The sequence below is a fragment of the Paenibacillus sp. UASWS1643 genome (genome assembly GCF_008693195.1).
GTDB lineage: Bacteria > Bacillota > Bacilli > Paenibacillales > Paenibacillaceae > Paenibacillus > Paenibacillus amylolyticus_B.
Window position 1 is genome coordinate 67,683 of sequence record NZ_VXKZ01000115.1, and the last position, 23,004, is coordinate 90,686.

General features: G+C 45.1%; 25 protein-coding genes and 1 riboswitch. Of the genes, 23 read left to right on the forward strand and 2 right to left on the reverse strand.

Annotation, left to right across the window (positions count from 1 at the left end; all coding sequences use genetic code 11):
- Positions 1 to 8 precede the first annotated feature (8 nt).
- The 21 genes from FE296_RS24940 to FE296_RS25040 all read left to right on the forward strand — a co-directional run bounded on the left by FE296_RS24940 (position 9) and on the right by FE296_RS25040 (position 19,978).
- Positions 9 to 350, forward strand: coding sequence for a cyclic-phosphate processing receiver domain-containing protein (locus FE296_RS24940; protein WP_150366701.1), 342 nt, complete (start codon positions 9 to 11; stop codon positions 348 to 350).
- Complete coding sequence (locus FE296_RS24945; RefSeq protein ID WP_062834898.1) at positions 347 to 664, forward strand: thioredoxin family protein; 318 nt, start codon at positions 347 to 349, stop codon at positions 662 to 664. The genes FE296_RS24940 and FE296_RS24945 overlap by 4 nt, the downstream gene beginning before the upstream one ends.
- On the forward strand, positions 661 to 1,440 hold the full coding sequence (locus FE296_RS24950) for an ABC transporter ATP-binding protein (RefSeq protein ID WP_411860602.1): 780 nt from the start codon (positions 661 to 663) through the stop codon (positions 1,438 to 1,440). The genes FE296_RS24945 and FE296_RS24950 overlap by 4 nt, the downstream gene beginning before the upstream one ends.
- A gap of 6 nt (positions 1,441 to 1,446) precedes the next feature.
- Positions 1,447 to 2,496 carry an SAM-dependent methyltransferase gene (locus FE296_RS24955; protein ID WP_124115276.1) on the forward strand — a complete coding sequence of 350 codons (1,050 nt, stop codon included), beginning with the start codon at positions 1,447 to 1,449 and terminating at the stop codon, positions 2,494 to 2,496.
- 181 nt (positions 2,497 to 2,677) lie between these two features.
- Positions 2,678 to 4,156 carry a serine/threonine protein kinase gene (locus FE296_RS24960; RefSeq protein WP_150366702.1) on the forward strand — a complete coding sequence of 493 codons (1,479 nt, stop codon included), beginning with the start codon at positions 2,678 to 2,680 and terminating at the stop codon, positions 4,154 to 4,156.
- A 26-nt stretch (positions 4,157 to 4,182) separates the two neighbouring features.
- The gene (locus tag FE296_RS24965; protein ID WP_150366703.1) at positions 4,183 to 5,202 is read left to right on the forward strand and encodes an SAF domain-containing protein; all 1,020 of its coding nucleotides are present in this window, start codon (positions 4,183 to 4,185) and stop codon (positions 5,200 to 5,202) included.
- Between the two features lie 75 nt (positions 5,203 to 5,277).
- A complete protein-coding gene (locus FE296_RS24970; RefSeq protein ID WP_150366704.1) occupies positions 5,278 to 5,991 on the forward strand; it encodes a hypothetical protein in 714 nt (237 codons plus the stop codon).
- Positions 5,988 to 6,818, forward strand: a complete 831-nt coding sequence (locus FE296_RS24975; RefSeq protein WP_150366705.1) for a CpaE/TadZ family protein — start codon at positions 5,988 to 5,990, stop codon at positions 6,816 to 6,818. Before FE296_RS24970 ends, FE296_RS24975 begins: the two co-directional genes overlap by 4 nt.
- A gap of 7 nt (positions 6,819 to 6,825) precedes the next feature.
- Positions 6,826 to 8,652, forward strand: a complete 1,827-nt coding sequence (locus FE296_RS24980; protein ID WP_150366706.1) for an ATPase, T2SS/T4P/T4SS family — start codon at positions 6,826 to 6,828, stop codon at positions 8,650 to 8,652.
- On the forward strand, positions 8,642 to 10,708 hold the full coding sequence (locus FE296_RS24985; RefSeq protein WP_150366707.1) for a hypothetical protein: 2,067 nt from the start codon (positions 8,642 to 8,644) through the stop codon (positions 10,706 to 10,708). The genes FE296_RS24980 and FE296_RS24985 overlap by 11 nt, the downstream gene beginning before the upstream one ends.
- Before the next feature lie 62 nt (positions 10,709 to 10,770).
- The gene (locus FE296_RS24990; RefSeq protein ID WP_062834890.1) at positions 10,771 to 11,256 is read left to right on the forward strand and encodes a hypothetical protein; all 486 of its coding nucleotides are present in this window, start codon (positions 10,771 to 10,773) and stop codon (positions 11,254 to 11,256) included.
- A 16-nt stretch (positions 11,257 to 11,272) separates the two neighbouring features.
- Positions 11,273 to 11,671 (forward strand): hypothetical protein, encoded by a 399-nt coding sequence (locus FE296_RS24995; RefSeq protein WP_124115269.1) that lies wholly within the window; start codon positions 11,273 to 11,275, stop codon positions 11,669 to 11,671.
- A complete protein-coding gene (locus tag FE296_RS25000) occupies positions 11,668 to 12,219 on the forward strand; it encodes a hypothetical protein (protein ID WP_150366708.1) in 552 nt (183 codons plus the stop codon). Before FE296_RS24995 ends, FE296_RS25000 begins: the two co-directional genes overlap by 4 nt.
- Positions 12,206 to 13,189: a hypothetical protein gene (locus FE296_RS25005; RefSeq protein WP_150366709.1), complete on the forward strand. Its 984-nt coding sequence runs from the start codon at positions 12,206 to 12,208 to the stop codon at positions 13,187 to 13,189. Before FE296_RS25000 ends, FE296_RS25005 begins: the two co-directional genes overlap by 14 nt.
- A 138-nt stretch (positions 13,190 to 13,327) precedes the next feature.
- Complete coding sequence (locus FE296_RS25010; protein WP_036613631.1) at positions 13,328 to 14,878, forward strand: ABC-F family ATP-binding cassette domain-containing protein; 1,551 nt, start codon at positions 13,328 to 13,330, stop codon at positions 14,876 to 14,878.
- 74 nt (positions 14,879 to 14,952) lie between these two features.
- Positions 14,953 to 15,062, forward strand: a riboswitch (TPP riboswitch).
- 223 nt (positions 15,063 to 15,285) lie between these two features.
- Positions 15,286 to 15,948 (forward strand): thiamine phosphate synthase, encoded by a 663-nt coding sequence (locus FE296_RS25015; protein ID WP_150366710.1) that lies wholly within the window; start codon positions 15,286 to 15,288, stop codon positions 15,946 to 15,948.
- Between the two features lie 17 nt (positions 15,949 to 15,965).
- The gene (thiO, locus tag FE296_RS25020; protein ID WP_124115266.1) at positions 15,966 to 17,138 is read left to right on the forward strand and encodes a glycine oxidase ThiO; all 1,173 of its coding nucleotides are present in this window, start codon (positions 15,966 to 15,968) and stop codon (positions 17,136 to 17,138) included.
- Positions 17,135 to 17,338, forward strand: coding sequence for a sulfur carrier protein ThiS (gene thiS, locus FE296_RS25025; RefSeq protein WP_091020730.1), 204 nt, complete (start codon positions 17,135 to 17,137; stop codon positions 17,336 to 17,338). Before thiO ends, thiS begins: the two co-directional genes overlap by 4 nt.
- Before the next feature lie 2 nt (positions 17,339 to 17,340).
- The gene (locus tag FE296_RS25030) at positions 17,341 to 18,108 is read left to right on the forward strand and encodes a thiazole synthase (protein ID WP_124115586.1); all 768 of its coding nucleotides are present in this window, start codon (positions 17,341 to 17,343) and stop codon (positions 18,106 to 18,108) included.
- Complete coding sequence (locus FE296_RS25035) at positions 18,105 to 19,154, forward strand: ThiF family adenylyltransferase (protein ID WP_150366711.1); 1,050 nt, start codon at positions 18,105 to 18,107, stop codon at positions 19,152 to 19,154. Before FE296_RS25030 ends, FE296_RS25035 begins: the two co-directional genes overlap by 4 nt.
- A 119-nt stretch (positions 19,155 to 19,273) precedes the next feature.
- Positions 19,274 to 19,978, forward strand: a complete 705-nt coding sequence (locus FE296_RS25040) for a response regulator transcription factor (protein ID WP_150366712.1) — start codon at positions 19,274 to 19,276, stop codon at positions 19,976 to 19,978.
- Between the two features lie 109 nt (positions 19,979 to 20,087).
- On the opposite strand, the gene FE296_RS25045 is transcribed toward FE296_RS25040, so the two are convergent.
- Both FE296_RS25045 and FE296_RS25050 read right to left on the reverse strand, forming a co-directional pair.
- Positions 20,088 to 20,588: a C40 family peptidase gene (locus tag FE296_RS25045; RefSeq protein ID WP_124115263.1), complete on the reverse strand. Its 501-nt coding sequence runs from the start codon at positions 20,586 to 20,588 to the stop codon at positions 20,088 to 20,090.
- A gap of 296 nt (positions 20,589 to 20,884) precedes the next feature.
- Positions 20,885 to 21,526 (reverse strand): thiamine diphosphokinase, encoded by a 642-nt coding sequence (locus FE296_RS25050; protein ID WP_091020734.1) that lies wholly within the window; start codon positions 21,524 to 21,526, stop codon positions 20,885 to 20,887.
- Between the two features lie 182 nt (positions 21,527 to 21,708).
- On the opposite strand from FE296_RS25050, the gene FE296_RS25055 reads away from it, so the two are divergent.
- Positions 21,709 to 22,410: a trimeric intracellular cation channel family protein gene (locus tag FE296_RS25055; RefSeq protein ID WP_124115261.1), complete on the forward strand. Its 702-nt coding sequence runs from the start codon at positions 21,709 to 21,711 to the stop codon at positions 22,408 to 22,410.
- 1 nt (position 22,411) lies between these two features.
- Positions 22,412 to 22,882 carry a low molecular weight protein-tyrosine-phosphatase gene (locus FE296_RS25060; protein WP_150366713.1) on the forward strand — a complete coding sequence of 157 codons (471 nt, stop codon included), beginning with the start codon at positions 22,412 to 22,414 and terminating at the stop codon, positions 22,880 to 22,882.
- Positions 22,883 to 23,004: the final 122 nt, after the last annotated feature.

The window sequence follows — 23,004 nt, forward strand, 5'->3', positions numbered from 1 at the left end:
GCGATTGTATGCATGTTTTTTTGGATGACTATCGGGCATGTCCGAAAGGATTTGTTCTGGCAACGAATGCAGAAGAGTGCCTGATGCTGCTAAGAGAAGGTGACGTGGACATTTTGTCTCTGGATTATGAGCTTGGTCCGGATTCGCCGAGTGGCGGTGAGGTTGCGGCATCCATTGTACGAGAAGGTTTATTTCCACGTGAGATCTATTTGCATACGTCCAGTATGTTTGGAAAACGCCAAATGTACGAGATGTTATACAGCAATAAACCGGATTCGGTAACCATTCATAATGGTCCAATGACGGGTGAGGTCATGCTGCGTGTTGCTGCGGGAGAAGAACGTTCATGAAGCCAATTACATCGAAAATGTTAATGCGCGGCGTATGGGAAGGTATGCCACAGGCTGTATTTATATATACCCCTTTATGTGGGACATGTGCGGCAGCCCGGCGTATGTTGGAAGTCGTTGAGCATATGCTGCCAGAAGGTATTTTATCTGAAATGAACATTCATGACATTCCTGAACTTGTACAACAATTTCAAATTTCAAGCGTACCAGCAGTGATGCTATTTGACGGGCAGCAAGATGTTCCAAAAATGGTTTATCGGATGAGCTCTGTGGAGCATTTGCTCTCGGAGATCCGGAAGGCGGTGCTGAAATGAGTATAATCTCGATGGAACATGTCTCACTTAGACGAGAAGAGAATCAGATTTTGGATAACGTACATTTGCACATTGAACAAGGCGAACATTGGGTTATTCTGGGCCGGAATGGTTCTGGCAAAACAACGTTGTTGGAAATGATGAACGGATATATGTTTCCAAGCCAGGGACGTATTGAAGTACTCGGTAATCTGTATGGACAATGTGACGTCAGGGAAGTACGTAAGGAAATCGGTTATATCAGCCAAACGTTGATTGAGAAACTCACACCCAGAGATCCGGTATGGGAGGTCGTCGCTACAGGAGCTTATGCTTTTTTGCGTTTTTATCAGACAATTCCTGATGAAGTAAAAGCAAAGGCAATGAGTTTGTTAGATGACATGGGCTTTGCCAACTTGGCCAACAACCCGCTCGGAACGTTATCCCAAGGGGAGCGCAAAAAAGTCATGCTTGCTCGTTCATTAATGGCTGAGCCCAAATTGCTGATTATGGACGAGCCTTGTGCCGGACTAGACTTATATGAACGTGAGAAAATGCTGGCTGAGATTGATCGTCTGCGCAAGCGTAACATTACAGTTGTGTATGTAACACATCATGTTGAAGAGATCGTACCTTTATTTACGCATGTGGCCTTGATCCGCGATGGACGTATCGCGGCAGCTGGCCCCAAGCATGAAGTTTTGACACAAGATACAATTAAGCATACGTACGATGTTCCGGTCGATATCCAGTGGGATAATGGTCGTCCGTGGATACGCGTACGTTCTGGAGGGTAACACAATTTGAGTACACAATCGTCTTGGGAAGAAGGCAACTTCTCCCGTTTTATCTGCACGGCCAATCATGGTTTTGCCCCTTATGCTCAGGAAGAGTTGCGCCGTACGTTTGGAGCGGTGAAGAGCACGGTACTCGTACCAGGAGAAATATTGCTTGCGGGTCTGCCTGTAGCGGAGAAAGAAGTTGCAGATAAGCTGTGGGCAGAGTATCCAACGTTTTTACGTCATATTCAACCTGTTCAGTTTCAGGAGAATACAGAAGATTCGGAGCAGTCTATTGAGAAATTGATTGCATTTGTGTTGAATCATAAGGAACTGACCGGTACCCCTGTCGTGCTGCAGGTGCGGAAGACAGAAGGGGCCTTTTGGCAAGAAAATGCAGCCTCATTGAAGCAACTGCTAACTGAAAAGCTGGATGAGCTAGGCTGTGAATGGGTTGTACGTGATGCTGAATATGTCATTTCTGTATTTGCTGCGAATGATATGTTGTATGCTGGCGTATCCAGACCTGAACAGAACCTGTCAGACTGGAGCGGGGGAGCCGTACGTTTTCAAAAAGAAGATGGGCAGATCTCGCGTGCTAAGTTCAAATTGCTTGAAGCCGAGCAAACGTTTGGCATTGACTTTACTTCATTTCATAAAGCACTTGATATCGGTGCAGCACCAGGTGGATGGACCTCCTTCCTGCTTGAACGTGGGCTTGAAGTAACGGCGGTAGATCCGGCGAAGATGGACGCAACGCTGCTGGCATCACCCAAACTGACTTTCTTGAAAAAAAATGCAGGGGATGTTCGTTTCCGCGAAGGAGAATTCGACCTGCTCGTATGTGATATGAGTTGGAGTCCGAAGCTGATGAGCCGACTTGTATCAGACCTTTTATACAGTCTGCAACCTGGGGGAACAGCGATTGTTACCGTGAAGTTATTGCATAAAAAACCGCTCGCACTCATTAAAGATGTGATTGATACGTTTGAGCGTTCGCGGATGCAGATTCAACGTTCCAAGCAGTTGTTCCATAACCGGGAAGAGATTACACTTTATATGGTCAAATATTAAGGGATTAAGCACATTAAATTTTTTGCTTTACAATCTATTCCTGCCTGTACTATAATGATACCAATATTAACCATAACAAACCTGAGGGAAAGCATCCTGAAGTGAACAAAACCGGATATCCGGTCTGTTCTACTTCGGTGAAGCTTTCCCTTTTTTGTTGTGTATTGAAGGAGGAATTGGTATGAGACATCCGGCCAGGCTGGAACGCGGAAGCCTGCTGGGAGGTAGATATCGTATCGTATCCATTCTGGGAACAGGCGGAATGAGCCATGTATACGAGGCGGAGGATCTGAAGTTGCCGGGCAAGATATGGGCAATTAAAGAAAGCGTAACGATTATGCCATATGAAGGCAGTATGGAGACGGAGGCCGCTCTTCTGACATCACTTCGCCATCCAAGATTGCCGCAAATTGTTGATTTTTTTGTCCCGGATGAAGATGGGTACACGTACTTGGTGATGGAATACATCGACGGGTTAACGCTCAGTGAGTATTTCAAGCAGTGTCGTGGGAAGATCCCGATGGAGCAGTTGACGGAGCTTGTACTTCAATTGCTGGATGTGTTGAGTTATTTGCATAATTTGAATCCACCTGTGATCTATAGGGATCTGAAACCATCAAACATTATGATCACTCCGGAACATGAAGTAAGATTAATTGATTTTGGCATCGCCAGAAGTTACAAACCGCAAAGTGCTGAAGATACCGTTAAGTTGGGAACCGCTGGTTTCGCCGCTCCAGAACAATATGGCTCGGGTCAGACCGATGCGCGTTCAGATCTATATGGACTCGGAGCATTGCTGCTGTATCTTATGACAAGTGGAGCATATAGCGAATGGACTCAGGGTGTAGAAAGCTCTATCCGGAGTAATGTTCCGCGGACATACATCCCTGTGGCGAGAAGACTGTTAAGGTATAATCCCGAGGAGCGATTCCAATCTGCCGATGAGGTGCGGAAGGAACTGCTCCGAATACCCGGTGGAATAACGCCTGGTAGAGATGCAACCATGACCTTGAATGGCGGAACAAGAGTTATTGCCTTGACTGGGGCTTCATCTGGTGTAGGGGTTACCCACACGGCTATAGCTATCAGTCATTATCTCGAAAGGCAAAACTTCAAAGTAGCTGTGATTGAAATGTCACCTCGCTCTCAATCCTTTGCAAGAATTCAACAAATCGCTCAAGCGGGTAAACCGGTGCCAGCAGGCAGACAGTTTGCAGTGGATGGTGTGCATTATTGGAAACAATCCGGGCGAGCGGATATTTTGTCTTTGCTTGGGGGGAGTTATCAGTTCATCGTGATGGATCTTGGTAGTGGTCAGGACCAGAACCGGCTGGAAGAATTCCTGCGTGCAGATCTGCCTATTGTGATAGGCTCAGGTGCCGAATGGAGACAGGCGGAGATTGGTGCTTTTGTTCGATCACATCATCGGTATCCACGAGAGAAATGGATATATTGTCTGCCCCTGGCAGCAAGTGAAGCAGTTCAGCGCATTCGTAAAATTCTGGATACATCGAGTGTATATAGTCTGCCGTTACATATCGACCCTTTTGACAAGGACGCACAGATGGATAAAGTGTTTTCACATATTTTAATGCATATGATGTCACAACAACCCAAGAAACGGTCGTTCTTTACACGAAGGAAAGTACATGATTAGAAGAGATTACGAAAGGAGAGCCTCTTTTGTCTAAATTAAGAAAACAAAGCCGTCAACTGATCTATGCCGGACTTATCGGAGCAGGAGCTGTAGGATTGGTGTTCGGAGGATATGTTATTTACAATGTCAAAACGATGGGGGATGTCAGGTCAGCTGTAGAAGCCCGTTATTTATCGGCATATGAGGAAAAGGAAGCTGAGTTAAAGCAACAATGGGATTCGGGAGCACAAGGATGGGTTACGATTCGGGATATTGAAGCAGGTGAACCGATATTACCGGAGGATCTGAAGCTCATTGCTGTTCCGGATGCGCAAGCACCGCGAAATCTCTGGTCTAGTTCCAAGCAGATCGACGGCCAAGTGGCCAAAATAGAGTTGAAAAAAGGAACAGCCATTACCACCGAGATGGTGTATGAGGATGCACCGGCTCCGCCCGATTTAAGAAATCGAGAGCTGCAAGTTGTATTACTGCCGTCCTCACTTGTTAAGGGAGATATTATTGATGTTCGTATCCAATTCCCTACCGGACAAGACTATGTTCTCTTATCGAAGAAAAAAGTGGAACGACTCAATGCAGCTACCTTATGGATTACGATGACGGAGGAAGAGATTCTGTCACTCTCAAGTGCAATTGTAGATGCCTATTTACATAAAGCTTCAATCTATGCCTTAACCTATGTAGAACCACAGTTTCAGACACCTGCAATCGCGACGTATCCCGCCAATTCAGAAGTGTTAAAACTGCTGGAGAGTGATCCTAATATTGTTCGACGAGCCGAACAGGAGTTATCCAGACAGGTGCGAAGTTCGCTTGAAAGTTCACTGGCCGCCTCCATGACAGCACCGTCAAAAGGGGTTGAACAGGATGTGGCACAATCCTCAGTTACCTATAACAGTCGTCCATCAGCCAATAATCCGGCCACGTCGGATGGAGTGATGTGGAATGATGGTTCAGGAAACGGAGCAGGAGCTAATTCTGGAAGCGTGAATGATCCTGCTGAAGCTTCACAAACAGAACAACAGAGCTTGCTAACGGGTGGAGAATAGAGCGAAATCCGAGGTTTATTTTAGAATAATTCAGATAACAGAGAGTTTGAGAAAAAGAAAGGAGTTGTAACATCTATGCATACGTGGATCTTTGCGGGTTTATGTGAGAAGAATGATCTGATGTTGTATCTTTGCAAGATACTGGCTTCGACAGGCAACAAGGTCTTGCTCGTAGATGGAACCATACAACAGAAGTATGGGTACGGCGTAGGTGATATTCAGCAGTCTTTGCGAATTACGGAATTTGAAGGATTTGATATCGCTTGTCATTTTGTCACTTCAGCAGCTGTAGAGAATCATCTTGAAGTAAATGGAGAGCGATTGGACAGTTATGACTATGTGTTATATGACATGGAGACCTCACACTTTGCTTCCCGTAATCTATGGCTGAATGCCGATGTAAGAGTCTGGGTGAGTGATTATGAGCGTTACAATCTGGAACGTGGCAAGGGCTGGTTGAAGCGGTTGCTTGAAGAACAATCATTACCTGGTGAGCTGTCATTTCAGCGGATCTTAATTAACGGGGTTGACTGCAAGCTTGAAGCTCGTTATCTGTGGGCGTATCTGGAGGGCAGTCCGTTTGCATGGACAGGAGAATCCTTAGTGCTTCCGTGGGATGAGTTAACAGCTGCGGTTAAGCTTGAGAATGAGCATCATCGCCGAGTTCATATTGGACCTTTGTCACGAAATTACAAAAAATCGTTGTGTCGCGTGGTCGAGCAGTTAACAGGTTGGGAAAGTGTTCGTAGTCGTCGTGCGATGAAGGAAGCAGAGAGGATGAGAGCATGAGCACCATTACCTTTTGGAGCCCTTTTGCAGGAACAGGTTGCACTTCGAGCACGTTAATTAGTGCTTATGCGATGTCGCTTCACTACAGGACAAGAGTGTTACTTGTTAATGCAGGCATTGCCGGAACTGGCACAGAAGCTGCTCTACCGTCCAAAGATACGGATTCTGCGGATTTTATGTTCTCCTTCGAAGAGGGTGGCTGGGATGCGATTGAACGGCTGCATTCGAGCGGAAGCCTGAATAAGCACAATCTCAGGGATTATACCAAGCCACTTCTGAAGGAAAGACTTGATTTCCTAACCGGAAGAACTGATGAGATGGAACGTTCCCCGCAGGAACATGATGAGACTGTGAAAAAGCTGCTGAAAGTAGCTAACGAGTATTATGATCTGGTTCTTCTGGATGCGCATCATGCTGGTGTCGATTCACAGCTCAAGCTGCAACAGGCGGACTATGTTGTAATTAATCTCGATCAAAATATGCGAAATCTGGAGTTGTTCTTTGAAGAGATCCTGCCAGAACGAATGAACAATAAGAATATACATGTTGTAATTAACAAATACGATTTGCATTCCCGTGCAACGCTTTCCAATATTCGGCGCCAGTTCAAATACAAAGGTACGATATCTGCGATACCGTACACAACCGGATACCTGGATGCAATGAATCGGCGAGATGTCGCTAGATACTTGCAGTTGGAAAGTTTGACTGAGGATAAGGATATTCGTAAAGGGAGCTTTGCTGCAAGTATGAGCGAACTCGCTCGCCTGATTATGGACGGTGCAGGTATGCGCACAGTTCTGAAGAGGCTGGAAAGGGGAGCCTGAACCTCCGATGCTCTGGAATACCATATGGATAAGTTTGATTTTGATTCTGTGCCTGACTTATATCTGGTTCAAGCATAAAACGTTTCTTCGTGAAAAGAATGCTCGTGTTCCTGAACAGGAATCATTCACGATTGACATGTTGATTGAGAAGGTGAAGAACTCACTTCATGAGCTTAGTCATAGTCAGCTCGCGGATGCGGGTCTGCATGAAGAAGAATATCGTCGAAGAATTAATCAACGTGCCGAGATGAGAAAAGCACTGAAGGGCTGTGTCTCAGGCAGTATCAGCGACAAAACGTATGTCAAAAATCTGATAGGGGATCTTCTGACCCGAAGCGTAGGGCTGAACAAATCAAATGTAGATGAAGTTATTTTGTTTGCAGAACAAGATTTGTTGACGATCCAGGACCGATTCGAAATTGTGTTTTATCTGTACCGACAGCAATTCGGTATGGATGCACTCTCCCGCATGATTGATACCTACGATCTTGGCAGACTGAGAATGGAGAAAGGTACGGACGATGGAGGAAGTTATTATATCTCTGAGGAGGATATTCAGTATGTTTTCGAGTGCGAATATCGAGAGCTTGGATTCAGAGAAAAGACGGATATTATCGTGCAACGTATCTACCAGCATTATAAAGGTTTCTCGGTTGTTGATGAGATAAGGGACCAGCGTATTGACGGTGTTAGTGGTGGTGTCAGCGGTATGCTTGATGCTGTTCATAATATGGGACTTCGAAAACCGGCATCATGGAATGATTTGCTGGAGCAAGGACTGGGGGATGATGCACATGAAGAACCGCTTAGCGGCATGGAAAGTGTCTGGATTTTCTATAAAGGTAAGTCCATTCATCTATCCTTTCTGTCCTTCGGCAGTATTCGTGAACTGAAAAGGGTATGCCAGAATATATACAAATACAATTATCCCGGACAGTTGTCGGAAGCAAGTGGCTACAAGGTGAACGAGATGAAAGACGGCTCCCGTGTCGTAGTTGTTAGACCTCCTTTTGCAGAATCGTGGGCGTTCTTCGTCCGGAAGTTCGATATTCCGAATGCTTCACTTGAACAATTGATTACGGGTAACAACGCAGATATGCCAATCACATTACTTCAATTCCTGATGAAAGGAAGCCGGATCACAGCTGTAACCGGGGCACAGGGTTCTGGTAAAACAACGTTGCTTATGGCTATGGTCAAACACATCTATGCATCGTACACCCTTCGGGTGCAGGAGATGGCGTTTGAACTTCAATTAAGACGGATCTATAGCCGACGTAATATTTTGAGTTTCCGAGAGACCGAACACATTTCAGGTCAACAAGGGCTTGATTTGCAGAAAAAAACGGATGGTACCGTCAATATTCTCGGTGAGGTTGCGAGTGATGAGGTGGCCGCATGGATGATTCAAATGTCTCAGGTTGCCAGTCTGTTCACCCTGTTTACCCACCATGCCAAAACGTTTCGTGATCTGGTCTTCTCCCTCCGTAATTCCTTGCTCAAGACAGGTATGTTCCAGCATGAGCATATTGCTGAGGAGCAGGTTGTGAGTGTAATTAACTTCGATGTTCATATGAAGAAAGATGCTGAGGGACGCAGATATATCGAACGAATTACGGAGTGTCTTCCTCGTGCGAATCAAGGTGACAGTGTGGAAGAGAGGGCAGGTTTTGCATTTCGTAATGTTGTGGAGTACAGAAATGGAGCGTATGTTGCAACAGCTCCAATTTCCTCTGGAAGCATGGTGGATATGCGAGAACAGATGACATTACAGGATGCTGAGAAATTTGAACAGTTTATGAAGCAACACTGGGGTGATCAGCATGACAATTAAATGGATCTTGCTCCTCGTATTAAGTATTTGTGCAGGAGGTTTGCTGATCACACTTCTGGTTTTAAGTATGTTACGTCACAGAGGAGGTGGTTCAACAAGTCAATCCGGCGTGATTTTTGCTTCTAGCGGGAAGGGATTCAAGGGACTGGGATCAATCTTGTTGCAGTCCTACCGTCTTGGAATGAAAGTGCCACTGCTATCAGCTTATATTCTACAGGTGCAGAAACGTATTTCATTCCGCCATGTTGGGGATGAGCCTTCACTTCGCAGGCTGACGATGACAGTGGTTCTGATTATTCTTGGAGGTTATGGAGGCATAAGTGTCATTCTGTTTCTTCTGCAGCCGGGTATCGCTTTTGTAATACTTTCCGTACTCTGTGCTGTGGTACTAAACAGCCTGGTATTGGATATGTGCCTCAGTCGTATGGAAAAAAGGTTGCTGGTGCAGATGTTGGATCTCTTTGCAGATGTAAGGCATCGGTATCACCAGCATGGCATGGTTGAGGAAGCGCTCTATGAAGCCGCTGAAGCAGGTACAGGAGAAGCAGCAGAACAAGTAAGACTGATCTACGAAGCTCTGACTTCTCCAGATCCGAATGAAGCACTTGAGCGTTATTATGAAGTGGCTCCCAACCGTTTTCTCAAAGGATTTGCCGGCGTTTCCTACATGGTTATGGAGTTTGGGGATAAGGACAGAGCACAAGGCTCTATTTATCTTAAAGGACTTGGTAACCTGACTCAGGAGATTCATCTGGAGATTTTGCGGCGTGATAAATTGGATTACCTGCTCAAAGGCCTTAATATCATCTCGCTAGCTCCGGTATTATTCACCGCTCCAATCGAACGCTGGGCCAGAGTCAGTTTCCCAACGATGGATGAATTTTATCGCAGCAAAACCGGTTTTGTTACCAAAATATCGATCTATGTCATCATTATCCTTGCTTATTTGCTTCTGCAAAGGCTCCAGCAATACGATGAGACCCGTTACCGCTCAGGGCATAAGCATTCATGGTTGGATCAGTTACTGTACAAGCAAATCTTCATACGGAAATTGGCGATGTTGTTTGCAGCAAAACCTGGCAGTGCACAGTACAGTCAAACGATACGGCTCATGAGGGAGAGCAGCTCAGAGTTGAAATACGAATGGCTTGCCATTCGACGAGTGATGTTATTCGCAGGTTGTTTGGTCCTTACAATGGGTTGCATCTTGCTGTTGCACCAGGTTGAACGTAACCACATCTTGTATGATCCAATCCGCGATGATCGAATGTTTGGTGCAATGGCTGAAGCGGATCTCAGGAAAGCTGAGGAAAAAACAGCGTTGGATCAATCTGTGTTAGCAAGTGTAGAAATGAACCGAGGAGCTACATACGAAGAAGTCTCCAAAGCGTTACAGCAGTTATCTCCAGTTCAGTTAGACCATGATACCCAGAATGAGACCATCACGCGCATTATGCAGAAACTTGAGGTGTACAACAAGCAATATGTACGCTGGTGGGAAATGATTATAGCCATTCTTATGGGTGTAGCAGGGTATTACATGCCGGTATGGCTCATGTTATTTCAACGGAAAATGCGAAGGTTGGATATGCGACATGAAATCTATCAATTCCAGACAGTGATTTCCATTCTACGTGAGATGGACCGAATGTCAGTCGAGGAGATATTGGAATGGCTTAATCGATTTGCCGTCATTTTCAAGCGTCCGCTACAAAAATGTTTGTTGCATTTTGAACATGGGCCAGAGCTTGCACTTGAACAATTAAAGGAAGAGGCGGGCTTGCCCGAGTTCCAGCGCCTGGTTGATAAATTACAGCTTGCCCTTGGCAAAATATCAATACGTGAAGCCTTCGATGATCTTGAGAGCATGATGGCATTTTATTTTGAACAACGTAAGCAGGAGTACAGCAAAATGATTGATGTCAAAGCATCATGGGGGAGAACCATCGGATTTACTCCTATGTATGCCCTAATTTTTTTGTACCTGGTCATACCATTGGTCGGTATGAGCTTCTTGCAGATGAACATTTATTATGAACAAATTCAGAAACTGTAGCACAATTCATCTGTGTGACAGTCTGAAATAGTTTAATAACTTATAACATGGGAGGATTTATCATGAATAATGCATCAAGCGCTTTAAAGGTGGCAGCAGGGATATTCTTAACAATCGCTTTGATCACAATTGTAGTTCTGTTGTTTATTTCGGCTCAGGAGGCAACCAAGACGGCCCAGAACAATTTTGCTGATATCCAAACCGAGTTGTCCCAGGCTGCATTTACGGTATATGACGGAACAACCATCAGTGGATCACAGGTAACGAATGCGCTGCGTAAATATGCGGACAAGGATCAGTTCGGTATTCAAGTTATTACAGGTAAAAATAAAGCGGGTCAATGGTACGGCAATCAATTAAACATTTCACAGGATCTCAATAATGCCGACTACGGCTCGGTTATTGCACCTGACGATAAAGTGGGGATTATTAACCAGACCATGAGTGAAAAAGACAATCAATATGTCAATCCAAGTGGTAAATTCAAAGCCATTATCGTAAAAGACCGATCCAACGTGGTAAGAGGGCTGATCTTCCAGCAATCCTGACAGGAGTTGGTTTAACATGTCCCGGAATACCCAGCATCTCATGTTGTTTTGTACGGCGGTTGTCCTGTTTGTGACAGCCTGCCTGTACGGGCAACAGAATGTTAAGATTTTATCAGCGGCCTTGAACGACAGAGTACAGACAACTGCAGGCATGGAAGGTCGGCTGGCAACAACACTGCATACCACCCGTCCGTATCAGTATAGTGGTGTGGAAGTGTTGCATACCGTGAGACAGATGACAGGCACTAGCATTCCTGTGGAGGTAGATGGGACATCGTATGTGATCGATCCACTTGTCGGCAAAACAGCGACTATTCCTGTCCAACTCGATGCTACCTACAGACCAGAGTTTATACGAAATGAAACTGGAGAACTGCTCAAGATTGTTTTTTGGAAGGAGGCCAGTATGAATTGATTAATGCCGCATCCAAGCTGCTTGCCGTATTGCTCGCAGTCCTTCTGCTCTATGTGTATCCAGCTGCTGAAACAGCTGATCGGCAGGATGATATAACACGTATGACGGCTGTTCAGAATGTAACACGTTTTGTTGATGCTGTCCGAACGAAAGGATATATTTCACCTCGAATGTTGGCTGAGTTTGAGGAGCAACTGGCCCAGACGGGCAATCTATATGAGGTGTCGATGGAACATTTACATAAAAAATATGTACCTCATTATACAGACCCGATGGACAATTACAGTTTTAACGGGACCTATGAGGTAGTGCAGGATGGATATTATGCAGCTCAGATTCGAGAAAGACTATTCCCATCCTCAGGGGTGATACCGGTTGATGATCCTGGCCGAAGATATACGATGACGACAGGGGATTTTTTCACCGTGACGCTCCAAAATACAAATCGTACACCTTCCATGCTCATTCGTGAATGGTTGAGTGGCACGGCTCAGGCTTCAGCAGTATTTGTAACATACGGAGGTATGGTCCTCAATGAAGATTACTGAGCTATCCATTGTATTTGTGCTGATCTTCTTCCCGCTCTTCTGGATCATATCACTCCATACCCAAGATGCCGAAGAGGCACAATATCTTGGTCAACGATACAGATCTGCACTTCAAACTGCAGTCATGGATGCAGGTGCAGTCATGCATCAGAATGAGAAACAAAATGATGAAGCAGGTTATGATTCAACCAAATTTGTTAAAGCGGACAAGGAGCTTGCCTTTTTGACATTTACGCAGACGATGGCTTTGAATATGGGGATTCAGGATGATCCCGCAGCTATTCGAAACATGTTTAATTACATTCCTGCCGTGGTTATTCTGGATTATGATGGCTATTATATGTTGTCCACAGAAACAGAGATGACGGGTAACCGTGAAGATTCTTTCAGGCAAGTGTGGAGCCCCAAGAAACCTTATACATATTCAGATTCTAATGGTAACAGTATTAACTTCACACTGGACGACTACGTATATGCCTATGACGCAAACGCAGGGAAATGGATTGAAGGGTTTCAAAAAGAACTGGCCTCAAGCACACAGATTCCTTTACTTCAGAATACCAGCGTATTTGAGCAAGTTAGACAAAGCCGGATTGTGACTACTGTGCAGGATGATCTGGCTGATGTGATTAACCGCCATAATGAGTTTGCCAGAAAGAACGGTATTTCCTATACGTTTACGATGCCCCTGATTGCGCAGGAAGATTGGTACAACTCCATTAACGATACAGGGATTATGGCCTTTATCCAAGGTATAGGTGTGGGTGACCAAAAGATCAACAATTATGCGATCGGTGGAGGCAGACTTGTGAAGAAAACGGCCATAGTAGGTGGGGGAGATCCTTTAACGGGTATCAGGTACTATTATCCCTCCACATGTGGTAATGGTTACCGTGCTGAAGAGGTGTTTACAGACGCAAGACAAGCAGCTGCACAAGGCTATTTCGAATATAAATGCTCTAATCGTTAGGGTAGCCTGTATGACAAAATTATGTAAGAGGTTCTTGAACTGTTTACATTACTTTCAGAAAAGACGGGACCTGTGCTAGAATAGGGTTTCGGAACAATAACAAAAGTAATGTCTAATAGATAGGAGCAACCTCATCTTATGAGTTTATTGTCAGTAGAGAACGTAAGTCACAATTTTGGAGATCGCACGTTATTTAAAAATGTATCGTTTCGTTTACTTGCCGGAGAGCGCGTAGGACTTGTTGGTGCCAATGGTGTGGGTAAATCCACATTAATGAACATCCTTACCGGTAAATTGCTTAAAGATAGTGGAAAAGTGGAATGGACACCTAAGGTCCGTTATGGATATCTGGATCAGCACACGAAGCTTACGCCAGGCAAAACGATTCGTGACGTGCTTAAGGATGCATTCCTTCCGTTGCTTGAATTAGAAAAAGAAATGATGAATATAACGGACCAGATGGCAGATGCAGATCCAGATAAGCTGGAGCAGTTGCTGGAAGAGATGGGCGATATTCAGGAACAACTGGAACAGGGCGACTTTTATCTGATTGACGTAAAAGTGGAAGAAATGGCCAATGGTCTTGGTTTGTCCGCAATTGGTCTTGATCGAGATGTCGCAGCTCTAAGTGGTGGACAACGTACCAAGGTGCTTCTTGCCAAGCTTCTGCTTGAGAAACCTACAGCTCTTTTGCTGGATGAGCCGACCAACTATCTGGATGTAGAGCACATTGAATGGCTGTCACGGTACCTGAAGGACTACCCGCATGCGTTTCTCTTAATCTCCCATGACACGGAATTCATGAATGAAGTCGTAAATGTCATTTATCATTTGGAATTTGCCAAATTAACGAGATATGCAGCGAACTATAACAAGTTCCTTGAGATGGCTGATATGAATAAAGCCCAGCATATTGATGCGTACGAGAAGCAGCAAGAGTACATCAAGAAGCAGGAAGATTTCATTCAGCGTAACAAGGCACGTGCTTCAACTTCAGGTCGAGCGAAGAGCCGGGAGAAACAGCTGGACAGAATTGAACGTATTGATCGTCCAGATGAGGCGGCTAAACCAACGTTCAAATTCAAGGATGCCCGCGCGAGTAGCAAAACGGTCTTTGAGGGTATTGATTTCGAAATTGGATATACGTATCCTTTGCTGCCCAAAATGACGATGACGATTGAACGTGGTGAGAAAATTGCCATCGTAGGTTGTAATGGTGTCGGTAAATCAACGCTGTTGAAAACCATCCTGGGAAAAATATCTCCACTCAGTGGAAAGACCTTTTTGGGAGATTATCTCGAAACGGCCTATTTTGAGCAGGAAGTTCGTGCTGGGAATATCACGCCCATCGAGGATGTCTGGAATGAGTTTTCACATTTGACCCAGAATGAGGTCCGGGGTCATCTCGCTCGCTGTGGATTGAAAAATGAGCACATTACCCGTCCGCTTAACATGCTGAGTGGTGGAGAGCAAGCCAAGGTTCGTTTATGCAAACTCTTGATGCGTGAAAGCAACTGGATTTTATTCGATGAGCCGACAAACCATCTCGATGTCACAGCCAAAGCGGAGTTGCAGCGTGCTTTGCAAGAATTCAAGGGAACGGTGTTACTTGTATCTCATGAACCTGATTTCTACGAGGGTTGGGTTACCAAAACATGGAATGTCGAAGAATGGTCTGAGAAAAACTAGAGATTCAAGACAATGTTTAACAGAAATGACGGTGACAAAAAAATCCGTCTATGGTAACATAGGCTACAACTTCATATGAACACTAGGGGGGCCGCACGATGCGGCTGAGATGGAAGAATGCGATTCCGGACCCTTTGCACCTGATCTGGATCATACCAGCGTAGGGAAGTGGCGAGCGCGTTTCAGTGAATGACGTGAGCAACGGCAATTCGAAAGGATTTCAACCGTCTGCTTAACGAATTGAAACATGCAGTTGCGTGTATAACGTTAAGGCTATAAGGTCTATAGCTTTATTGCACGAAATGAACTGTATGCTTCAGTCAGTCATCTGGTCCTATAATTAACACGCAGCCACCCCCTACGGGAGTGGCTTTTTTGTGTTTTCATAGTATTCCGCCTGGAAGGAGATGAACAGTACGGTAATTTCTCATGAACATGTTCAAGAATCATTTGAATTGCATGTTGTATCTAGGGGTGCAGGGGATCAAGCATCTTTTGTAAAAGCTGCAAAGGACGTTTGGTCTTGGGTGGACTATATTCACATACGAGAAAAACAACTCACATGGCAAGACAAGATTGGTTGGGCTGAAAGTCTGCGTAGCGTTGGCGTTCCATCTTGTCGCATCGTTATCAATGGTTCAGAGCTGCCTTCACAGAATGACATCTATGGCGGTGTACATTGGGGGCAAGATGCGATACGAAATTATAATCCTGCTGTTATAGGCAATGTGCAGCGCCTTCGTCTGGGTGTATCTGTTCATTCAATCGTTGAGGCAAAAATCGCTGAAGAACGGGGAGCCGATTACCTTTTCTTCGGGCATGTCTACACAACCAACAGTAAGCCTGGTCTTGAACCAAGAGGATTATATGCTCTGGCTGAAGTGTGCAGGGGTGTCTCCATTCCTGTCATTGCGATCGGGGGCATTGAGCCGGGAAACATTCAGGCGATTCGCTCTGCAGGCGCACAGGGAGCCGCTGTGATCTCGAATGTATGGGCGAGCGATTCCCCGGATCGGTCGGCTGCATTATTAAGGCAGGCTATCGTTGCTAAAGAAAGTCTGAGGCGCTGAATCAAGGAGATGAGAGGATGAAGAAGATCATTACTGATAAATCGGATAAGTTTCATGCAGAAACGATTATTGTAGGTGGAGGCGTTGTTGGTTGTGCAATCGCATATGAGCTTGCTTCCCGTGGACAGGATGTGCTGTTGCTGGAGCGTTCGGCGATTGCAGGAGGCACTTCATGCGCGGCGGCTGGAATGCTAGCGGCAGATAGTGAGGATTTTGCTCATCCTTTGATGGCTAAGCTTGCCAGGCAGAGTAGACAATTACTTATCGAGCAACAATTGCTAATGGCTACACTCAGTGAGGTAGAGACTGGTCTGCAATGCCAGGGATTCCTAACTCCTTTTCGTTCATACAGTGAATTAAGTAGTTATAAGGACAATCGGAAGTTTGCGTTGTCTACTTCTGCTGATGAGGTGTGGTGGGATCGTTCCGTTGTACAACATGAGGCATCATGGCTCAACAGAGATACGTATGGAGCCTATTACAGACCTTACGAGAGTGAAATACTTCCAGTCCATCTAACGAAGGCATACGCCGAATCCGCTCAAGCATTGGGAGCACGGGTTATGGAGGGCATACAGGATATACGTGTGCAAGCAAACGAACACGGCGTGCAGGGGATCTCCACATCGATCGGTGAGATGAAATGCAAACATGTCATTATAGCGGCTGGATTACAGAGTGAAGAGTTGATGAGACATGTAAATCTGAGCTTGCCTGTGTGGTCGGTGAAAGGTGAAATAGCCGCCGTTCAGTTCTCAGATGAACATGCAGGGTACAGACCTGACAGAACGGTGTATGCAGAGGATATCTATATTGTTCCCAAAGCCAATGGTGAAGTTTGGCTTGGGGCAACCAGTCTGCCAGGCAGAACGGATTTGAACGTTTCTGTACAGGGTGTTCAAAAGCTGCTAACAGCGGCTACCCACTGGGTGCCCGGGATGAAAGAAGCACAATTTATACGAGCGTGGGCAGGCGTAAGACCAGCAACTCCAGATGGATTGCCTTATATAGGTGCTTGCAAGAATATACCCGGGCTGTTCGCCGCCTTTGGGCATTACCGCAACGGTATCTTGCTTAGTGCGATAACAGGCAGGCTTATCGCGGAGTTGCTCGCTGGCAAAAGCTCAGAAGAACTCGGAATTGAGGCGCTGAGTCCGGAGCGATTGAACAGAAAGGGAGTGGTGCAGTGAATATCATCGTTAATGGACAACGGATGGAGATTGAAGACAGATTGAATCGTGTGGATAAACTGCTTAAATCTTTTGATCTGCAAGTCAAGACTGTAGTTGTAGAGCTGAACAAGCATATTTTAACCCGTGAGTATCATGAAACGACTGCATTAAGAGAAGGCGATCGAATTGAGATTGTACATTTTGTAGGAGGCGGTTGATGATGTTGAACATTGGTAAATATACGTTTGAGTCCAGATTGTTGCTCGGAACAGGCAAGTTTTCGGATCTGGAAGTGCAAAGTCAGGCTGTGGAAGCATCTGAAACGGAAGTTTTAACCTTTGCTGTTCGTCGTCTGAATCTGGAGGAACGTAACCAGAAACATTTCCTGGATACGTTGGATCTGGACAAATACACTCTTCTTCCGAATACGGCTGGAGCTTCAAATGCGGAAGAGGCGGTGCGGATTGCCGAGCTTGCGCGGGCTTCAGGACTTTGTGATATGATAAAAGTCGAAGTCATCGGAGATGGAATGACGTTACTCCCAGATCCGATTGAAACGTACAAGGCTTGCGAAATTTTGCTTGAAAAGGGCTTCACAGTATTGCCTTATATTTCAGATGATGTCATTCTGGCCAAAAGGCTACAATTGCTTGGCGTACATGCTGTAATGCCTGGCGCTTCTCCCATCGGAGCTGGCAGAGGCATCATCAATCCCTATAACCTTGAGATCATCATTGAGCAGGCTGTTGTACCTGTAATTGTGGATGCAGGATTACGCTCCCCAAAAGATGCTGCTCATGCGATGGAACTTGGTGCAGATGGCGTATTGTTAAATACAGCCGTATCCGGATCAGGGGATCCAGTGAGCATGGCTAAAGCGATGCGATTGGGGGTAGAAGCGGGTAGATTGGCATATGAGGCAGGCATGATTCCCGTAAAGCGTTATGCAGCAGCCAGTAGTCCGGTGGAAGGAATGGTTCATACATGACAGATCAAATAACATCTTCCGAGCAGGCCGATCGTTATTCCAGACAGGAACGGTACGCGCCACTTGGCAAGGAAGGCCAGGCCAGATTAAAGGGCAGTAGAGTTTTAATTGTAGGCGCTGGCGCACTCGGAACAGGTATTGCAGAAACGTTAGTTCGTTCAGGAGTTGGACACTTAACAATTGTGGATCGTGATTATGTGGAGTGGAGTAACCTGCAGCGACAGCAATTATATGTAGAACAGGACGCGATGGAGCGGATGCCGAAGGCGATGGCAGCGGAAAAGCGGTTATCTGCCATTAATTCCACGGTTCATGTGGAAGGGAAAGTGTTGGACGTCAGAGTAGATGAGTTGGAAGAACTCGTTCAGCACACAGACTTGATCATGGATGCAACGGATAACTTTGATACCCGACTACTCATTAATGATATGGCACAGAAGCACCGTATTCCCTGGATTTATGGTGGATGCGTAGGTAGTTACGGCATCACCTATACCTTTATGCCCGGAGATACGCCATGTTTAAATTGTTTGCTGGGTGAAGTCCCTCTGGGTGGAGATACCTGTGATACGTCTGGCATCATACCTCAAGCCGTACAGATGGTAACGGCGAATCAGACTGCTGAAGCGATGAAGTTACTTAGCGGCAATGCAAATGCATTGAGACGTAAGTTATTGTCATTTGACGTGTGGAGGAACGAATACATATCCATCAATGTGGATGGTGCGAAAAAGCAAGACTGTCCTTCCTGCGGTACTTCGGCAACGTATCCATATCTTTCTGCGTCCAATCTGGAGAAAACCGATGTGTTATGTGGCAGGGACACCGTTCAGATCCGACCTGCACGGCGTATGAATCTGGATCTTCAACATACAGCGGATCGTCTGAACAGGCTTCAAGAAGGAAAAGTGGAATCCAATCCGTTTCTGGTTTCTTTTACAACAGGAGTCCATAGAATGGTCATTTTCCAAGATGGACGTGTACTCGTACACGGAACAAAAGACACAGCTGAAGCACGTACGCTCGTCCATCGCTACTTTGGTTAAAGCAAGAAAGAAGCAAAGTCTGTTCCCTTGAGGGAATGGACTTTTTCATTTTACGGCATGCTATCTGTACCAACCATTGCTGCGAGCAGTGGGGATAGAGACAGGCCGGGTGAAAAAGAGTGAAAACAGCCATTTTGCTGATTGGAGCAGGAGAACAGGTCAGCCTAATTCAGGATACTTTATGTAGCGAAGGGTATGAGGTGCAACGAATGGAGTGGTCTGAACTAAACCAATCCGTCGAGCCTTCGTTGCTGCATATTAACCTGATCATCCTGGTAGACCGGGAAGAGGGGAAGGAACATTGTGGCCAGGCTCAGAAATTAGAGTTAAAACGATGGATAGATAAAGGTCAGGTTATACCTCTACTGGTTATCACGTCTAACGCATCTCCTCAATTCATCGTGGAGTGGCTGGATTACGGAGCTAATGACGTGATGGAGGAACCCATTCACTTGAACGTGATGCTTGCCAGAATAAGAAACTTATTGCGTGTTTTTGCGAATGCAACACCAGAGGGTGAAGAAGTAATTGTAGTCCATGATCTTAAAGTGAATTTGCGTTCGAGGCGGGTAAATCGTGCGGGTGAATACCTGACATTAACGCCAAAAGAATACGAATTGCTGGAATATCTGGCCCTGCATGTGAATGAAGCATGTACCCGGAGTGATATTTTGCGGGAAGTATGGGGATATGAGTATGCGATGGATACCAACGTTGTGGATGTGTATATCAAACATCTAAGGGTTAAGGTGGATAAGGGAAGAAGTGTGAAACTGATTCATACTGTGCGTGGGATCGGTTATATGCTGCATGATAAAAAATAGATTACGAAGTTAGTTCCATGAATCACCAGTTTAGAGTGTGGCAAAAAGAGGGTAAAAATAAAAGACCGGATAGTAACCTCCGGTCCTTACTGATTAGCTATGATAAGTTCTAGAGTACACGGCGAGCTTTAACATACGTTCTCTTCCAAGTACCAGAGTCCAGATCAGAGAGGGTTACGCCTGGAGATCCATACGTATGCAGAATCTTACCATTTCCGGCATAAACGCCCACGTGAGTGACATTGGAACCGGTAGAACGGCTGCCACTGGAGAAGAATACCAGATCTCCGACACGCAGATTAGCTTTAGACACAGCTTTACCTTCTTTGGATTGTTTCACGGAAGTGCGCGGCAAATCTACACCATACTTTTTGAAAATATATTTCATAAAAGAAGAGCAGTCAAAAACTTTGGTTGTTGATGTTGAAGCACCAAATTTATATGGAGTCCCAGTAAATTGTTTACCATAGTTAACAATCTGTTGACCTTTGGATACAGAAGCAGTTGCTGCCTGTGCAACAGGTGCGTTAGTCATTAATACAGCTCCAAAACCTAGTGTAGCGCACAACCCGACGGTTACGGCCTTTTGGACAAAGATGTTTGTTTTCATGTTAGTTAGTACCTCCAAAATTCGTTTTCGTTAAGTTGCTAGAGCGAGTATAACAGCTTTGTAACAGCCTAGAAATTGGATAGGGAAGTGTGATCCCTTGCGCCACAATGGTTTGGGTATGTTTATTAAAATATGATTAAAAATGTCAAAAAATTAATCATTGACGGATGAAGAATAAAGATGAAACAACGAAGACCCTTGAATATCAAGGGTCTTTGTTATTTGTGAACCTATTTTCTTCATTGAATCACTGGTTACAAAAACGTAATAAATAACTATGAAGCATACGAATAGATTCAATCTTTGCTCTGAATAATCAGTAATAAGCCACTATCAATAGTGACTGTACCTGAGGAACCTAAGAGCTTGTTGCTTACACCCAGGGATTGTCCCATACGAATGGTGGCTTGATCTAGCGGATACATAAAACCATCTAGAGTTATTCCTGTAACTTCATGAGTCAAGGGCAGCAGAGAAACATATTTATAGTCTCGGTGCTCAACCACAGCGTTGGATGTGGTCAGTGTCATGTAGTTGTGCTTGTCTTGAATGGCACAGGAGATATGATGTTGCATCGCGCGAACCATGATATGTACATTAGCGAGAGTGTGATCCATACGTGTACCTGTAGCACCTAACATTAAGATGTGAGAAGGTTCATAATCTAGCGCTGTCTCAAAAGCCATTTCTGTATCAGTAAGATCCTTATGAACAGGGTCACATGTAATGAACCGAATGCTATTGTTGCTTACAATGATACGTTCCTCTTCAGTAATGGAGTCGAAGTCTCCAACTGCAATGTGAGGCTGAATGCCGTGTTCAATTAAAAATAATGCACCGCGATCGGCCGCGATGATCATATCATCTTCTCTTATTTCCTGAAGTAATTCTACAGATAAGTTTCCGCCTGTAAAAATAACTATCCGTTTCACCGTCATTTTATTTCATCCTTTCTAATTCAGAGAAAAATAGTTCATTGTTCAAATATAATGTTGGAACCTGTACAAATATATTCACCAAACCAGTATAATCCACAAAATGTGGTTGCACAATTTCAGTGCTCGCGGATACAATGGGTAGAGCGACATGGAGATGACTTGAAAAGTGAGGTTTGAACAGGTTGGACTTACACATTTTTGAAGTATTCAGCATTATAGGCACTATCGCATTTGCAATGTCCGGTGCCTTTGTAGCAATGGAAGAGGAGTATGACATTCTGGGTGTACTAGTGCTTGGACTTGTCACGGCATTCGGAGGCGGGATTATCCGGAATGTACTTATAGGTATACCTGTAACGACACTGTGGAGTCAGGGATCACTTATTATGTTAGCCTTAGTATCTGTAGCGATTGCGTTTATATTACCTCTCAAGTGGATTAGTCACTGGAAGCGAACAGAGGCGTTGTTTGATGCAATCGGACTCGCAGCATTTGCAATTCAAGGGGCGCTGTACGCTGCGAACATGGGACATCCCATTAGCGCAGTTATCGTTGCAGCAGTAATGACCGGTATTGGTGGGGGCGTTATTCGTGATGTGCTTGCTGGACGTAAACCGCTTGTATTGCGTGACGAAATTTATGCTGTATGGGCAATGACAGCAGGTTTTGTCATAGGTATGGGCTGGTTAACAACGAATGCTGGATTATTATTTTGTTTTGCGGCAGTTGTGTTCTTCCGGATGTGTTCTGTACATTATAAATGGAAACTGCCACGTCGTTCGCTCGTACCATCTGAGACCGGGAACGTCAGTCCTCAGCCGGAGAGCATTGTGACACAGCCAACATCGTCGGTACTTCAAGGTACGTTAAGCAAGGGGGATTAATATGATTAATGTTTTGTTTGTATGTCTGGGCAATATATGTAGATCACCAATGGCTGAAGCCGTTTTGCGTAACAAAGTCCTGGAGAGAGGGCTTGAACATCAGATTCGTGTGGACTCAGCAGGTACAGGAGACTGGCATGTTGGTAAACCTCCGCATGAAGGGACTCGAAAATTGCTGGATTCGTACCAGATTTCTTATGCCAACATGGCAGCAAGACAGTTCGCCAGCGAAGACTTTACTCAATTTGATTACATTGTGTGTATGGACAATTCCAATGCAGATAACGTGCGCAACGTTCCAGGCGGAGCTGAGGCGGACATCATCAAGTTCATGGACATGCTTCCCGAGGAAAAACTCAGAGAAGTACCTGACCCGTATTACACAGGCAATTTTGAAGAGGTGTACGAGCTGGTTAACGAAGGCTGCGATGTTCTGTTGAGAAAGATTGAAGAGGAACATTCCTTAGCCTAATAAATAAACATGATCTGATATGTAACTTGTAATCGGACAAAGAAGCAGGATTAGAGCACTTAAAGCAAGCAGGATATCCTGCTTCTTTTTCAGATTACAATTGTAAGCGGTATCATTGAGAT

Bases quoted from the DNA above. Each gene is read 5' to 3' on its own strand.
- FE296_RS24970 (WP_150366704.1), top strand. From the start codon at position 5,278: ATGCATACGTGGATCTTTGCGGGTTTATGTGAGAAGAATGATCTGATG.
- thiO (WP_124115266.1), top strand. From the start codon at position 15,966: ATGAAGAAGATCATTACTGATAAATCGGATAAGTTTCATGCAGAAACG.
- FE296_RS24975 (WP_150366705.1), top strand. From the start codon at position 5,988: ATGAGCACCATTACCTTTTGGAGCCCTTTTGCAGGAACAGGTTGCACT.
- FE296_RS24995 (WP_124115269.1), top strand. From the start codon at position 11,273: ATGTCCCGGAATACCCAGCATCTCATGTTGTTTTGTACGGCGGTTGTC.
- FE296_RS25060 (WP_150366713.1), top strand. From the start codon at position 22,412: ATGATTAATGTTTTGTTTGTATGTCTGGGCAATATATGTAGATCACCA.
- FE296_RS24990 (WP_062834890.1), top strand. From the start codon at position 10,771: ATGAATAATGCATCAAGCGCTTTAAAGGTGGCAGCAGGGATATTCTTA.
- FE296_RS25015 (WP_150366710.1), top strand. From the start codon at position 15,286: ATGAACAGTACGGTAATTTCTCATGAACATGTTCAAGAATCATTTGAA.
- FE296_RS25005 (WP_150366709.1), top strand. From the start codon at position 12,206: ATGAAGATTACTGAGCTATCCATTGTATTTGTGCTGATCTTCTTCCCG.
- FE296_RS24940 (WP_150366701.1), top strand. From the start codon at position 9: ATGCATGTTTTTTTGGATGACTATCGGGCATGTCCGAAAGGATTTGTT.
- FE296_RS25010 (WP_036613631.1), top strand. From the start codon at position 13,328: ATGAGTTTATTGTCAGTAGAGAACGTAAGTCACAATTTTGGAGATCGC.
- FE296_RS24950 (WP_411860602.1), top strand. From the start codon at position 661: ATGAGTATAATCTCGATGGAACATGTCTCACTTAGACGAGAAGAGAAT.
- FE296_RS24960 (WP_150366702.1), top strand. From the start codon at position 2,678: ATGAGACATCCGGCCAGGCTGGAACGCGGAAGCCTGCTGGGAGGTAGA.
- FE296_RS25045 (WP_124115263.1), bottom strand. From the start codon at position 20,588: ATGAAAACAAACATCTTTGTCCAAAAGGCCGTAACCGTCGGGTTGTGC.
- FE296_RS24945 (WP_062834898.1), top strand. From the start codon at position 347: ATGAAGCCAATTACATCGAAAATGTTAATGCGCGGCGTATGGGAAGGT.
- FE296_RS25050 (WP_091020734.1), bottom strand. From the start codon at position 21,526: ATGACGGTGAAACGGATAGTTATTTTTACAGGCGGAAACTTATCTGTA.
- FE296_RS25030 (WP_124115586.1), top strand. From the start codon at position 17,341: ATGTTGAACATTGGTAAATATACGTTTGAGTCCAGATTGTTGCTCGGA.
- FE296_RS24985 (WP_150366707.1), top strand. From the start codon at position 8,642: ATGACAATTAAATGGATCTTGCTCCTCGTATTAAGTATTTGTGCAGGA.
- FE296_RS24980 (WP_150366706.1), top strand. From the start codon at position 6,826: ATGCTCTGGAATACCATATGGATAAGTTTGATTTTGATTCTGTGCCTG.
- FE296_RS25035 (WP_150366711.1), top strand. From the start codon at position 18,105: ATGACAGATCAAATAACATCTTCCGAGCAGGCCGATCGTTATTCCAGA.